At 63.6% G+C, this 13356-nt stretch carries 14 protein-coding genes; 10 read left to right on the top strand and 4 right to left on the bottom strand.

The features are described from left to right. Positions 1 to 36 precede the first annotated feature (36 nt). From ACP7D4_RS09100 to rsmA, 3 genes are read left to right on the top strand one after another with little or no spacing between them, the layout of a single operon-like run. Positions 37 to 1404: a peptidylprolyl isomerase gene (locus ACP7D4_RS09100; RefSeq protein ID WP_426208740.1), complete on the top strand. Its 1368-nt coding sequence runs from the start codon at positions 37 to 39 to the stop codon at positions 1402 to 1404. 1 nt (position 1405) lies between these two features. After that, complete coding sequence (gene pdxA / locus ACP7D4_RS09095) at positions 1406 to 2503, top strand: 4-hydroxythreonine-4-phosphate dehydrogenase PdxA (protein ID WP_426103800.1); 1098 nt, start codon at positions 1406 to 1408, stop codon at positions 2501 to 2503. Then, positions 2500 to 3288: a 16S rRNA (adenine(1518)-N(6)/adenine(1519)-N(6))-dimethyltransferase RsmA gene (rsmA, locus tag ACP7D4_RS09090; RefSeq protein WP_426208738.1), complete on the top strand. Its 789-nt coding sequence runs from the start codon at positions 2500 to 2502 to the stop codon at positions 3286 to 3288. The genes pdxA and rsmA overlap by 4 nt, the downstream gene beginning before the upstream one ends. 114 nt (positions 3289 to 3402) lie before the next feature. On the opposite strand, the gene ACP7D4_RS09085 is transcribed toward rsmA, so the two are convergent. Then, positions 3403 to 4008: a PEP-CTERM sorting domain-containing protein gene (locus ACP7D4_RS09085; protein ID WP_426103798.1), complete on the bottom strand. Its 606-nt coding sequence runs from the start codon at positions 4006 to 4008 to the stop codon at positions 3403 to 3405. 246 nt (positions 4009 to 4254) lie between these two features. Here ACP7D4_RS09085 and ACP7D4_RS09080 point away from each other — a divergent pair, with 246 nt between their 5' ends. Genes ACP7D4_RS09080 through ACP7D4_RS09070 form a run of 3 tightly spaced genes read left to right on the top strand, consistent with a single transcriptional unit; the run spans position 4255 to position 7798 of the window. Beyond that, complete coding sequence (locus tag ACP7D4_RS09080; RefSeq protein ID WP_426103797.1) at positions 4255 to 5709, top strand: alkaline phosphatase; 1455 nt, start codon at positions 4255 to 4257, stop codon at positions 5707 to 5709. Positions 5710 to 5733: 24 nt separating this feature from the next. Continuing rightward, positions 5734 to 7131, top strand: coding sequence for an alkaline phosphatase (locus ACP7D4_RS09075; RefSeq protein WP_426208737.1), 1398 nt, complete (start codon positions 5734 to 5736; stop codon positions 7129 to 7131). Then, positions 7121 to 7798 carry a hypothetical protein gene (locus ACP7D4_RS09070; RefSeq protein WP_426208735.1) on the top strand — a complete coding sequence of 226 codons (678 nt, stop codon included), beginning with the start codon at positions 7121 to 7123 and terminating at the stop codon, positions 7796 to 7798. Before ACP7D4_RS09075 ends, ACP7D4_RS09070 begins: the two co-directional genes overlap by 11 nt. A 218-nt stretch (positions 7799 to 8016) precedes the next feature. On the opposite strand, the gene ACP7D4_RS09065 is transcribed toward ACP7D4_RS09070, so the two are convergent. Together ACP7D4_RS09065 and ACP7D4_RS09060 are read right to left on the bottom strand one after the other, a co-directional pair. Next, the gene (locus ACP7D4_RS09065; RefSeq protein WP_426103794.1) at positions 8017 to 8676 is read right to left on the bottom strand and encodes a hypothetical protein; all 660 of its coding nucleotides are present in this window, start codon (positions 8674 to 8676) and stop codon (positions 8017 to 8019) included. Positions 8677 to 8711: 35 nt separating this feature from the next. Further along, positions 8712 to 9320 carry a hypothetical protein gene (locus tag ACP7D4_RS09060; protein ID WP_426103793.1) on the bottom strand — a complete coding sequence of 203 codons (609 nt, stop codon included), beginning with the start codon at positions 9318 to 9320 and terminating at the stop codon, positions 8712 to 8714. 214 nt (positions 9321 to 9534) lie between these two features. Between ACP7D4_RS09060 and ACP7D4_RS09055 the strand changes: the two genes are divergently transcribed. Together ACP7D4_RS09055 and hrcA are read left to right on the top strand one after the other, a co-directional pair. Further along, on the top strand, positions 9535 to 10251 hold the full coding sequence (locus tag ACP7D4_RS09055; RefSeq protein WP_426208734.1) for an HAD family hydrolase: 717 nt from the start codon (positions 9535 to 9537) through the stop codon (positions 10249 to 10251). 149 nt (positions 10252 to 10400) lie between these two features. After that, positions 10401 to 11414 (top strand): heat-inducible transcriptional repressor HrcA, encoded by a 1014-nt coding sequence (hrcA, locus tag ACP7D4_RS09050; RefSeq protein ID WP_426103791.1) that lies wholly within the window; start codon positions 10401 to 10403, stop codon positions 11412 to 11414. 38 nt (positions 11415 to 11452) lie between these two features. Here hrcA and fur read toward each other — a convergent pair whose 3' ends face one another. After that, on the bottom strand, positions 11453 to 11881 hold the full coding sequence (gene fur, locus ACP7D4_RS09045) for a ferric iron uptake transcriptional regulator (protein WP_426103790.1): 429 nt from the start codon (positions 11879 to 11881) through the stop codon (positions 11453 to 11455). Positions 11882 to 11971: 90 nt separating this feature from the next. Between fur and ACP7D4_RS09040 the strand changes: the two genes are divergently transcribed. After that, a complete protein-coding gene (locus ACP7D4_RS09040) occupies positions 11972 to 12532 on the top strand; it encodes an outer membrane protein assembly factor BamE (protein ID WP_426103789.1) in 561 nt (186 codons plus the stop codon). A gap of 14 nt (positions 12533 to 12546) precedes the next feature. After that, positions 12547 to 13353, top strand: a complete 807-nt coding sequence (gene dapB / locus ACP7D4_RS09035; protein ID WP_426103788.1) for a 4-hydroxy-tetrahydrodipicolinate reductase — start codon at positions 12547 to 12549, stop codon at positions 13351 to 13353. Positions 13354 to 13356: the final 3 nt, after the last annotated feature.

Here is a 13356-nt window from a genome sequence, read left to right as displayed (position 1 = left end):
TGAATAAGTGCTTCCCAGATTATGCGTAAAATCAGTATGCACCAAGTTAAGATCGCCGCTTTCGTGTTGTGCGCCGCTACTGCCGCCGGCCAGGCTGCCGCCCAGGCCAAGCCTGCCCCCGCCAAGGCGGCGCCGTCGGCCGGCTCCATTCCGCCGGCGTCTGCCGACGGCAATGTGATCGATTCGATCGCCGTTGTCGTCAACGACGAAGTCATCACCCGCAACGAAGTGGCCGCCCGCGTGCGCAGCATCGAACAGCGCATGAAGGGCCAGAATGCGCAGATGCCCGAGGCGGCCGACCTGCAGCGCCAGGTGGTTGAGGCGATGATCGTCGAGCGCGCCCAGTTCCAGCTGGCCAAGGAGATGGGCGTGCGCGCGGTCGACGACAGCCAACTTGACCGCGCCATCGCCCGCATCGCCGAGCAGCAGAAGTTGTCGGTCCAGGACATGCGCAATGCGATGGAAAAAGATGGCATGCCGTTCGCCGCCTTCCGCGAAGAGATCCGCAACGAGATCACCATGCAGCGCCTGCGCGAACATGAAGTGGACAACAAGATCCAGATTTCGGACGCCGAAGTCGATACCTATCTGGCCGCCGAGCAGGCCGCCGCGGTCGACAAGGTCGAGGTTAATATCGCGCAGATCCTGGTGCGCATCCCCGAGAATTCATCGCCCGAACAGATTGCCGCGCGCAAGGCGCGCGCCGATGAAGTGTCGCGCCAGCTGCGCGTGGGCGGCGACTTTGCCAAGATCGCCGGCACCTATTCCGATGCGCCCGACGCGCTCGCCGGCGGCGCCATCGGCTGGCGCGATCCGGACCGCCTGCCGCCGATCTTCGCCGAAGCGCTCTCCAAGCTCAAGCCCGGCCAGAGCACGCCGGTGATCAAGAGCACGGCCGGCTTTCACATCCTTAAACTGGTCGACAAGCGCAGCTTGGCCGCGTCCGACGAAAAGACCATCGTGCAGCAAACGCACGTGCGCCACATCATGTTCAAGGTGTCGCCGACCATGACGGCCGAAGCGGCCAAGAAAAAACTGACCGAGCTCAAAGAGCGCCTCGACAACAAGGCCGCCAAGTTCGAAGACCTGGCGCGCCAGTTTTCCAACGACGCCTCGGCCACCAAGGGGGGCGATTTGGGCTGGCTGTTCCCCGGCGACGCCGTGCCGGAATTTGAAACGGCCATGGCTGCGCTCAAGCCGGGTGAAATTTCCGGCGTGGTGGAAACGCCGTACGGCATCCACTTGATCGAAGTACTCGAGCGCAAGAGCGAAGACCAGTCCAAGGAAAAGAAACGCAATGCCGCGCGTCAGGTCATTCGCGACCGCAAGCTGGCCGAAGCGACCGAAGAGTGGCAGCGCCAGGTGCGCGACCGCGCCTACGTCGAGTTCCGCGACGAGAAATAAGGTGGCCACCCCAGTGGCCACTACGGTGGCTGCACCCGCACTGCGGCCTGTCCTGCGTCCTGCAATCGCCGTCACCGTTGGCGAACCGGCCGGCATCGGGCCTGAAATCTCGATCGTGGCCGCGTGGGCGCTGCGCGAGCAGGTCAATTGCGTGCTGGTGGGCGACGCCGCCTTCCTGGCGCTCACGGCCAGCCTGATCGACCCCGCCATACAACTGGTGGCGCTGTCGGTGCAGGCGCTGCGCAACAATGGCTTGCCGCATTTCGGCGCCAAGCGCGTAGCCGTGGTCGACGTGCCGCTAGCCGCGCACGTGGTGCCCGGCACCTTGAATGCCGAGAACGGGCGCAGCGTGCTGGCCACGCTCGACGTGGCCATCGAAGGCGCGCGCGCCGGCTGGTTCGACGCCATCGTCACCGCGCCGCTGCAAAAGAGCACCATCAACGACGCCGGCGTCGCGTTTTCAGGGCATACCGAATACCTGGCCGAGAAGACCGCCGCCGCGCAAGTGGTGATGATGCTGGCCGGCGCCCCGGCTCCCGGCCTGCCGCCTTTGCGCGTGGCGCTGGCCACCACCCACCTGGCGCTCAAGGATGTGCCGGCGGCGATCACCCGGGATGGCCTGGGGCGCGTGCTCGACATCATCGACGCCGACCTCAAGACCAAGTTCGGGATTGGCGCGCCGCGCATCCTGGTCACGGGCCTGAACCCGCACGCGGGCGAGCACGGTTACCTGGGACGCGAGGAGATCGACACCATCGGGCCGGCGATCGATGCGGCGCGCGCGCGCGGCATCGATGCGCGCGGCCCGTACCCGGCCGACACGCTGTTCCAGCCCAAGTACCTGGAGGACGCCGACTGCGTGCTGGCCATGTACCACGACCAGGGACTGCCGGTGCTCAAGCACGCCACCTTCGGGCGCGGCGTGAACATCACGCTTGGCTTGCCGCTGGTGCGCACCTCGGTCGACCATGGCACCGCGCTTGACCTGGCCGCCCGCGGCTTTGGCCTGGCCGACTGCACCAGCATGGAAGAAGCGATCCGCACCGCGCTTGCCATGGCCCTGAACATCAAAAGCAGCACCAAGAAAAGCACATCATGAAACACGTAGCACGCAAGCGTTTTGGCCAGAATTTTTTGACCGATAAAATGGTCCTCAACGATATCATCGACGCCATCGGACCGCACAGCGGCCAGACCATGGTTGAAATCGGCCCGGGCCTGGCGGCCATGACGGCGCTGCTGCTCAAGCATCTGGGCCACATGCACGTTGTCGAGCTGGACCGCGACCTGGTGGCGCGCCTGCAGCAGCAGTTCCCGGCCGAGAAGCTGACCATCCACTCGGGCGACGCGCTCAAGTTCGACTACGGCCTGATTCCCGTACCGGCGGGGCAAAAGTTGCGCGTGGTGGGCAACCTGCCGTACAACATCTCGAGCCCGCTGTTGTTTCACCTGGCGGACTTTGCGCACCTGATCGAAGACCAGTACTTCATGCTGCAAAAGGAAGTGGTCGAACGCATGGTGGCCGCGCCGGGCAGCAAGACGTACGGGCGGCTGTCGGTGATGCTGCAGTGGCGCTACGACATGACGTTGATGTTCATCGTGCCGCCCACCGCGTTCGATCCGCCGCCGCAGGTGGAGTCGGCCATCGTGCGCATGATCCCGGTCGCGACCCGCATGGCGTGCGACGGACCCACGCTGGCGGCGGTGGTGATGAAAGCTTTCTCGCAGCGCCGCAAGGTGATCCGCAACTGCCTGGCCGGGATGTTCACCGAGCAGCAGCTGACGGACTGCGGCGTCGATCCGTCGACCCGGCCCGAGACGGTGGCTCTGGCGCAGTACGTGGCGCTGGCGAACCTGCTCAAGCCGGTGCAACCTGCACCTTAGTCGCAGCGCGGGCGATAAAAAAACCCCATGGTCCTTGGCGGGCCATGGGGTTTTTTGTCGCGGCGCGCAAGCGCCGGCCTTGCGTTCTGCTTACTTACTTACTTACTTACTTACTTACTTGCGGCGACGGCGGGCAGCAATGGCGAACAGACCCAGGCCCAGCAAGGCCAGCGATCCCGGTTCCGGTACTGCTTGCACGTTGACGTTGTCCAGAACGCCGTCGAGCCAGACGGTGTCGTTGCCGGCGATGTCTGAAAAGCGCAGGGTGGTCGTGGCGCCGTTGGCAACAAAATCAAAGGTGTACGACGCCAGTGGACCTGCCGACGCGCCGACCGCCGTCATCGACGACAGCAGGGCAACGCCGTCGTTGCCGAGGGCCGACGCGCGCAGCGATTGACCGCAGCTGTACGCGCCGCAGTTGCTCGCGCCAAAGTCGAACTTGACCACGTAGGTGGCGCCGCTGTTGGTGGCAAAGCTTTGCGCAAGCGTGCCGTTCGGGGCTTGGTCGCCTGCATTGAACGCCACTGCAAAGTTACCGTTCTGGGCACTGCTGCCCGCGCCGAACCAGAAGGCGCCGCCGACCTGGTAAGCCTGCGCCACATTGCCGGTGGTGGTCCAGCCGGCAAGGCCGGCTTCAAAGTCGCCGTTCACGATCGGTGCGGCGGTCGCGCCAACGGCAGCGGTAAGGCTCAGAGCGGCGAACAGACTTTTCAACAACATGTGATGCTCCAGGATAGATAAAGATAATTTACTATAAGCAATTAACGTGCCGGTTAAAAATTGTTTCGAAAAATCAACGGCTTGGGCCAAGCGGCAATAATTTGCCGGTCCCATATGTAAAGTTTTCCGACAGCATCCCGCGTCTCGGCCAGCCTGCGGCAGGCAGCCGCGCGTGCGCAGCTGCGTTTCATCAGCCCGTAACATAGCCTTGTCAGACTCCCGGTTTTCAACTCCGGGACTGACAACATGTTACGCAATGGACTTCTCATCGCCGCCGTCGGCGCGGCAACCGCAGCCCTGCTGGGCGCCTGTTCGCCAAACGATGCACCCCAGGCCCCGCCTGTCGCCGTCGCTCCCCCCAAGAATGTCATCTTCTTCCTCGGCGACGGCATGGGCATGACGACCATGACGGCCGCGCGCATCTACGCCGTGGGCGAAGATGGCGAGCTGACCATGGACACGCTGCCGGAAACCGCCTTCGTCAAGACGTTCTCGAACGACGCCCAGGTCACCGACAGCGCCCCGTCGATGGCCGCCTACATGACCGGCGTGAAGATGAACAATGAAGTGCTGTCGATGTCGGCCGACACGCTCGCGCTGGACCCGCTGCCTGACGCCAACGGCAACAAACTGACGAACAACTGCGGCAGCAAGAACGGCACGCCCGTGACCACGCTGCTCGAACTGGCCAAGGCCAAGGGCTTGTCGACCGGCGTGGTGAGCACCGCGCGCGTGACCCACGCCACGCCGGCGGCGACCTATGCGCATATTTGCCACCGCGACCTGGAAAACGATATCGCCGCCGCTGCCGTTCCCGGCGGGACCGGCTACAACGCCGCGCTCGGCAGCACCGGCCTGGACGTGCTGATCGGCGGCGGACGCCAGTTCTTCCTCCCCTTCAAAGATGGCGGCAAGCGCGCCGACGGGCGCGACCTGGTGGCCGAGATGAAGGCGAAAAACTACGCGTATGCCAGTAACAGCACCGAGTTCACGGCGATTGACCCGGCCAAGGCCGAGCGCGTACTGGCGCTGTTCACTTCCAGCCACATGAGCTATGACCTGGACCGCGACCCGGCCAAGGAACCGAGCCTGGCCGAGATGACGACCAAGGCGATGGACGTGCTGCAAAAGAATGGCAAGGGTTACTTCCTGATGGTCGAAGGCGGACGCATCGACCATGCGCTGCACGAAACCACGGCAAAAAAGGCACTGCAAGACACCGTTGCGTTCGATAACGCCATCAAGGCGGCGCTGGCCAAGGCGCGCGTGACTGACCCTGAATTGAAAAATACGCTGCTGGTCGTTACCGCCGACCATGACCATACGCTGGTGCTCAACGGCTACGCCAAACGCACCGGCAAGACCGCGGCCGGCAATCCGGGCGTGCTGGGCGTGGTCAAGAACTACGTCAGCGGCGCCGTTGAAAAAGACCTCGATGGCGCGCCGTATTCGATCATCGGCTTTGGCAATGGCGAGAACCGGACCCAGTCCAGCCGCGCTGCCGTGACAGCCATGGACGAGAGCGTGACCGGCGCGGCCACCTATCACCAGGAAGCCGTGGTGCGCATGGCGGTGGGCAGCGAAACCCACGGCGGCGCCGACGTCTTCCTGGGCGCGGTGGGCAAGGGCGCCGACACCTTCAGCGGCACCATCGACAACACCAAAGTATTCGGCCTGGTCAAGACCGCGGCCGGTCTGTAACTGATTATGCAAAGGAACCTACACATGAAACGCACCCTGTTATCGGCGGCCTTGCTGCTCTCCTTTGGCGCTGCGCAAGCGGCCGGCGAAGCGAAAAACGTGATCTTTTTCCTGGGCGACGGCATGGGCCCGACCACCGTCACCGCTTCGCGCATCTACAAGTACGGCGAGGATGGCTCGCTCACCATGGACAAGCTGGAACGCAGCGCGCGCATCAAGACGTACTCGAACGACGCCCAGACCACCGACAGCGCACCGTCGATGGCCGCCTACATGACGGGCGTGAAAATGAACAACGAGGTGATTTCGATGTCGGCGGCCACCCAGGCGACGCCGCCGGGCAAAGACGCCAACGGCAACCTGGGCGTGAACAACTGCGCCGCCAGCGGCAACGGCGTGGCCGTGCCCACCATCCTGGAACTGGCCAAGGCCAAGGGCAAGGCCGTGGGCGCCATCACCACCACCGAACTGACCCATGCCACGCCGGCCACGACGTTTTCGCACATCTGCAACCGCAACGCCCAGTATGCGATCGCGGCCCAGGCCGTGCCGGGCGGCGCCGGCTACAATGCCGCGCTCGGTGACGGGGTGGACGTCCTGATGGGTGGCGGGCGCAACCATTTCACGCCGTTTGACGCCGTCGCCAACAAGGCCGGGCGCGCCGACGGGCGCAACCTGCTGACCGAACTGGCGGCCAAGGGCTATACCGTGGCCGCCACCAAGGCGGACATGGCGGCAGCGCCAGCGGGCAAGAAATTCATCGGCCTGTACAGCAGTAAGAGCCACCTGGAATATGAACTCGACCGCAGCGCGGCAGTGCCGCTGGGCGAGGGCGCCAGCCAGCCGAGCCTGGCCGAGATGACGGTCAAGGCCATGGACTTGCTGTCGCAAAATACGAACGGTTACTTCCTGATGGTCGAAGGCGGGCGCATCGACCATGCGCTGCACGGCACCAATGCCAAGCGCGCGCTGACCGACACCATCGCTTTCGACGACGCCATCAAGGCGGCGCTGGACAAGGCCAAGCTGACCGACCCGACGCTGGCCAACACGCTGATCGTCGTCACTGCCGACCATGACCACACGCTCGCCTTTAACGGTTACGGCAAGCGCGGCAGTTCGGTGCTGGACGTCACGCGCAACTACAAGGATGGCCAGCCGAGCAAGGATGCCGACGGCAACACCTACACCACGCTGGTGTTTGGCAATGGACCGAACCGGCCCGCCGTGCGCGCTAGCCTGGACAGCAACACCGTCATGGGCGACAACTACCTGCAGGAAACCGGTGTGCGCCTGGCCAGCGAAACCCATGGCGGCGGCGACGTCAAGCTGCTGGCCACGGGCGCCGGCGCCAAGGCATTCAAGGGCACGCTCGACAACACGACCGTGTTTGGCCTGCTCAAAACCGCCTTTGGATTCTAAAGTGCGCGCCGTCCAGCTACTGCTCGGCGCCGCTATGCTGTCGGGCGCCTGCTGCCAGGCGGCGCAGGCGGCCCCGCCGCTCGATTTGTCGATCGCCTACTACAGCCGCGTGACCACCCCGGAAGGGGTCACGCGCGAGGCGCGCTACCAGGACAGCATGCTGCGCCGGCCCGGCCACGTCTGGGTCACGCGGGTGCTGCCGGCCGGTCCCGCGCCGGCCCGGCCGGCCCACGCCGAATTCAATCCGGTGCTGCTGGCGCGGCATGTGATGCTCCAGCAGGGCAAGGTCAGTGTCGAGTTTGTCGATCGGCGGGGGCGCGAGCGCGTGGCGGTGCCGCCGGCGGAATACGCCAACGTCGGCTTTGATGGTTCGTGGGAGAATGCGGCCTCGCTGCTCGATCCGCGCCGCGTGATGTCGCTGCCGTTGTCGGCGCGGCCGTCGCCGGTGGCCGGGGCGCAGTGGCGCGAACGGGAGCGCGACGGCATGTTCGAGCGCGTGCTGTGGGATGCGGCGCGCGAGCTGGCGCTGGTCATCGAGAGTGGCGACAAGGCCGCCACGGTGTTCAAGCGGGTGCAGGTGACGGTGCAGCCGGGCTTAGCGCCGGTCCTGCCATGGACCACGCTGGCCGGTTACGCGCACAAGGAGTATGCCGACTTCCTCGACTAGCACGCCGCTCCGCATGCCACGCCAACAGCCCGGTGCGCGCACCGGGCTTTTTTGCGGCCAGAATTTTGCGGCCAAAAAAAAGCCCGCTAGAAGCGGGCTTGAAATCCAATTCTTTTGAGGAGAGTTGGAGGAGACAAGTACAGTATGCTGCAGCGCAAAATATAAATCTAATTTATATTTGGAATATCAGATATCTTCGCAGCAAATATCTCCGTCAATCAAGGTTTCGCGCACACGACATCAATGACGATATCGACGTCGCCCATGTCGCCGGCCACCATGGTCGGCAGGGCGCCGGGGGTTGCCACCTTGGGCACCAGCTTGCACATGGTGACCAGGTCGGTTGGCTGCTGGAGGATGGTAATGCCGTATGACGTGCCATACGTGATATTTGGATACGAATAGGCGGTCTGTGCGACGGCGTCGGTAACGGTGAACGGGGCCAGGTCATTGCTGCCGTTGATCAGCTTCAAGCCAACATAGCTGGCGCCGGTGCCGCTGGCGGTGATGCTGCCAGTCACTGTGTGCGGATTGTCGGTGCAAACGATGCCCATGGTGATCGAGGCGCGCTGGCCGGCCGTACCGGTGGCCAGGAAGTTGGGCGTGCAGGTCTGGTGCGGCGGCTGGCCGCTTGGCGTTTCGCGCACCGCCACCTTGAACTGCGCACCGTATTCAATGGTGTTGGGAAATGCGAACGTGGTCGCGTTCTTGCCAACCGTAACAGTCTGGCCGCTCACGGTCTCGACCAGCACCAGGCTGTCGTAGCGCAGGTTCGAGATCTGGCCGGTGATGTCGAACGTGGCCTTGCCGCCGCAAGCTGCCAGGCTGGCCGCAGCCAGCGCGATGAGGATGGCGGGGCGCAAAAAAGATGATGTCATGTGTTCTCCAGTATTATGGTGAGTGGCGGTCGCGCTCAATTCGGCTTGCAGCTGATGGCAATGTCATTGACCGCCGCCTTGGGCATGGTGCCGGCCGACTTGTCGATCGTGCAGGTGCTGCCTGGCGGCTGCTGGAGAACGGTCAGCCCGTATGGCGTGCCTTCGGCCACCTGGCCGAACTTGGGGTTGTCAACCGTCGGGGCGGTCATGCTGAAGGTGGTCGCGCCGGCGGGAATCGTCACCTTCTGGCTGCCATTGTTAATGATCAGTTCGCCAGTTAGCCCCTTCACGGTGCCGCCCAGCGGGAACGTGGTGACCACGCAGCCGATGAAAATGCGTCCCGGGCTGACGGCGCCGGTATTGCCCTTGCCGTTCAGGACCGTGCACGAGTCGACGTTGGGCGGACGGTCGATAATGACGATGTCATAGTCGCTGTCGATCGGCACCAGGTCGGGGAAGATGTACAGGGCCCCGGGCGGGACGGCGACGGCCGGGCGGCCCATATTGCTGATCTTCAGGCCGTCGCGGGTGACGCCACTGAGTCCCATCGAGATTTGCAATTCGCCTTGACCGCTGCCACCGCAGGCGGCAAGGCCCAGGGCGCACGCCAACCCAAGGGCGGTACACAGGTAACTTTTTTTCATGACTTCTCCGAAAACAAACTGATGTGGGCGGGCAAGCCTGTCGCCGGGCGCCGCGTGACTGAATTGGTCGTCATTTTAGTGCATTTCGTATCATGGCGGCTCATTGGCTTGTTTCATCATGTAAGCGGCTTGACGAATAGGCATCGGCCCCGGCGGATTGATTTTCCGCCTGCGGCTCGCTATGCTAGGCACTTCCCTGCAACCGAAGAGCACCATGCCGACGCCGCCACGCCGCCCCTGGCCCAAGGCCATCCTGTTCGACCTCGACGACACGCTGTGGCCGATCGCGCCCGTCATCGTGCAAGCCGAGCAAACGCTGCACGCGTGGCTGCAGCAGCATACGCCGCGCGTGGCCGAGCGTTTCTCGATCGACCACCTGCGCCTGGCCAGGCTGGCGCTGCTCGCGAGCAAACCCGAATTCCACCTCGACCTGGGCGCGCTGCGCCGCGCCGGCCTGATCTCGGCGTTCGAGGAGGCAGGCGAGGATTTGGACCTGGTCGAGCACGCCATGGTGCATTTTTTTGCCGCGCGCAATGCCGTCATTCCGTATGACGATGTGGTGCCGGGCCTGCTGCGCCTGAAGGGCCGCACGCTGATCGGCTCCATTTCCAACGGCAACGCCGACTTGCAGGCGATCGGGCTGGCGCACCACTTCCAGGTATCGGTCGCGGCCCACCAGCTCGGCTGCGCCAAGCCTGACGCCGCCATTTTTCACGCCGCCTGCGCCCAGTTGGGCGTGGCGCCGGCCGAGGCGCTGTACGTGGGCGATGACGTATTGCTTGACGTCCAGGCTGCGCAGCGGGCCGGCCTGCGCGCGGTCTGGCTGAACCGGACCGGCAGCACGGGTCACTTGGCGCACGGCGTCGCGCCGGACGCCATTTGCGGCAACTTTGACGAGTTGCTCGACTGGCTGCAGCGGGAATATGAATAACTGCGTGAATAACTGCGTGAATAAGTGCGTGAATGAGTGCGTGGATGAGCGCGTGGCTCAGTGCGTGGCTGAGTGCGAACTTGTCCCCGTCGCTGCGGCGAACGTGCATAATATGTCCATGACACCACGCGCGCACTAGTTAGAACATCATGTCCCTCGATATCCGGGCTCAAACGCTGCTCAAGGCACTGGTGGAACGCTATATCGCCGACGGCCAGCCGGTCGGCTCGCGCGCGCTGTCCAAGATTTCCGGGCTCGATCTGTCGCCGGCGACCATTCGCAACATCATGGCCGACCTGGAAGAAATGGGCTATGTCGCCAGCCCGCATACGTCGGCCGGGCGGGTGCCCACGCCGCGCGGCTACCGCATCTTTGTCGACACGCTGCTCACGGTGCAGCACATCGACGAGCACGCGGTGCAGTCGCGCATGCGCTTGCCGTCGCAGCAGCCGCAAAAGCTGATCGCCAACGCGGCGCAAATGCTCTCGTCGCTGTCGCAGTTCGCCGGCGTGGTGCTCAGTCCCCGGCGCGAGTCGGTGTTCCAGCAGATCGAGTTTTTGCGCTTGTCCGAAAAGCGCATCTTGCTCGTCATTGTCGACCCGCGCGGCGACGTGCAAAACCGGCTGCTGCTCACCGAGTCCGACTACACGCCCAGCCAGCTGATCGTGTCGGCCAATTACATCAACCAGAATTACGGCGGCCTGTCATTTGACGACGTGCGCCTGCGCCTGAAGGGCGAACTGCGCCAGTTGCGCGACGACATGGGCCGGCTGATGCAGGCTGCGGTCGAGGCCGGCAGCGAAGCGATGGAAGACCAGTCGGACGACATGGTCATCTCGGGTGAGCGCAATCTGCTCAGCGTGTCGGACCTGTCGTCGAACATGACGTCGCTGCGCCAGATGTTCGACATGTTCGAGCAAAAGACGGGCTTGATGCAATTGCTCGACGTGTCGAGCAAGGCGACCGGGGTCCAGATTTTCATCGGCGGCGAGTCGAACCTGGTGCCGATGGACGAAATGAGCGTGGTGACGGCCCCGTACGAAGTCAATGGCAAGATCGTGGGAACGCTGGGCGTGATCGGACCCACCCGCATGGCCTACGAGCGGGTCATTCCGATTGTGGATATTACGGCCAAGCTGTTGTCGAATGCCTTGAGCTTGTAGAGCGCAACAGCCCGAATGGGCCTGGCGCAGTCGCGCCCTTAATTGCGGTGGGGGCACTCTTCCTTGACGCAATTGCCGTAAATGGCCAGCGCATGCTCGGCAATTTTAAAGCCGCGCTCGACGGCCACCTTGTGCTGGCGCGATTCGATTTCTTCATCGTAAAACTCTTCCACGCGCCCGCAATCGAGACACACCAGGTGATCGTGGTGCGAGCCGGCGTTGAGCTCGAAAATTGCCTTGCCCGTCTCAAAATGGTTGCGGTTAAGTAAGCCCGCTTGCTCGAACTGGGTCAGCACGCGGTACACGGTGGCCAGGCCGACGTCCATATTCTCGGTCAGCAGCATTTTGTAGACGTCCTCGGCCGTGAGGTGGCGCACCTCGCTGTTCTGGAAAATTTCGAGGATTTTCAGACGCGGCAAAGTCGCTTTGAGGCCGCTGGCTTTCAGGTCGCTGGGGTTGTTACTCATGTTTGTTACTCGTAGATTGGCGGAGTGCTTTATCATATAGCGTTTCTGGCGGAGGTGCCCAACCTTCCGTTTAACGTTTTGAGGTTACCTATGCGTGTCGATACTGTTGTTTTGAACCGTTTGCGCATCTGCGCGCCGCGCGCAGCGGCCCTGGCCCTGGCCGCGCTGACGCTGGCCGGATGCGGCACTTTCGGCTCGCGCGCCGGTCCCGCTGCCCCGGCCACGCCCCCCAGCGCCGGCGCCCAGACGGTGACGACGACCAAGCTGCAAAAGTTCTTCTGGGTCTTCTCGCCGTATCGTCCGGATATTCAGCAGGGCAACTTTGTGTCGAAGGAAATGCTGGCCCAGGTGCAGGTCGGCCAGACCCGCGACCAGATCAAGTTCATCCTCGGCACGCCGCTGCTGACCGACGTCTTCCACCAGGATCGCTGGGATTATCCGTTCTACATGGCGCGCGGCAATGGTGAACTGACCTCCGCCAAGGTCGTCATCTTCTTCAAGGACGACAAAGTCGAGCGTTTCGAAGGTGGTAACTTGCCGAGCGAGCAGGAGTACATTGCCCGCATCGCCGGTCCGGCCAAGCTGAAACGCGAAAAGGACGTGCCGAAGCAGGAAGAAGTGGGCGCCGCGTCCATCAAGATCAACAAATAAAGGCGGGTGGCGCGATGGACCAACTGAAAATTGCGGTAGCCGGCGCCAACGGGCGCATGGGGCGGATGCTGATTGAAGCGATCGCCGAGGCGCCCGACATGCTGCTGAGCGGCGCGCTTGACATGGCCGGTTCGGCCAGCCTGGGCCTGGACGCCGGGGCGTTTTCCGGCAAGCCCACGGGTGTGGCGATTGCCGCCGACCTGGCGCAAGGTCTGGCGCAATCGCATTTCCTGATCGACTTTACCCGTCCCGAAGGTACGCTCAAGCACCTGGCGTATTGCGCCGAGCATGGCATCAAGATGATCATCGGCACCACCGGTTTTGACGAGGCAGGCAAGGCGGCAATTCGGGCGGCGGCGGAAAAAACCGCCATCATGCTCGCGCCAAACATGAGCGTGGGCGTGAACGTCACCCTCAAGCTGCTGGAGATGGCCGCCAAAAGCCTGGCCGAAGGCTACGACATCGAAATTATCGAAGCGCACCACCGGCACAAGGTCGACGCGCCATCCGGCACCGCCCTGAAGATGGGCGAAGTGATTGCCGACGCGCTCGGGCGCGACCTGAAGTCGTGCGCCGTGTACGGCCGCGAAGGCGTCACCGGCGAGCGCGACCCGTCCACCATCGGCTTTGCCACCATCCGCGGCGGCGACATCGTGGGCGACCATACCGTGCTGTTTGCCGGCACGGGCGAGCGGATCGAGATCAGTCACAAATCGAGCAGCCGCGTCACTTACGCCCACGGCGCCCTGCGCGCCGCGCGCTTTTTGGCCGGCAAAACGCGCGGGCTGTACGACATGCAGGATGTATTGAATCTGTCGTAATCG

Origin of the sequence: Massilia sp. TWP1-3-3 (genome assembly GCF_049897805.1) — a bacterium.
In the GTDB taxonomy this organism is placed as follows: domain Bacteria; phylum Pseudomonadota; class Gammaproteobacteria; order Burkholderiales; family Burkholderiaceae_D; genus Telluria_A.
The sequence above is the reverse complement of the archived record's forward strand: the minus strand, read 5'-3'. Positions and strand labels throughout refer to the sequence as shown.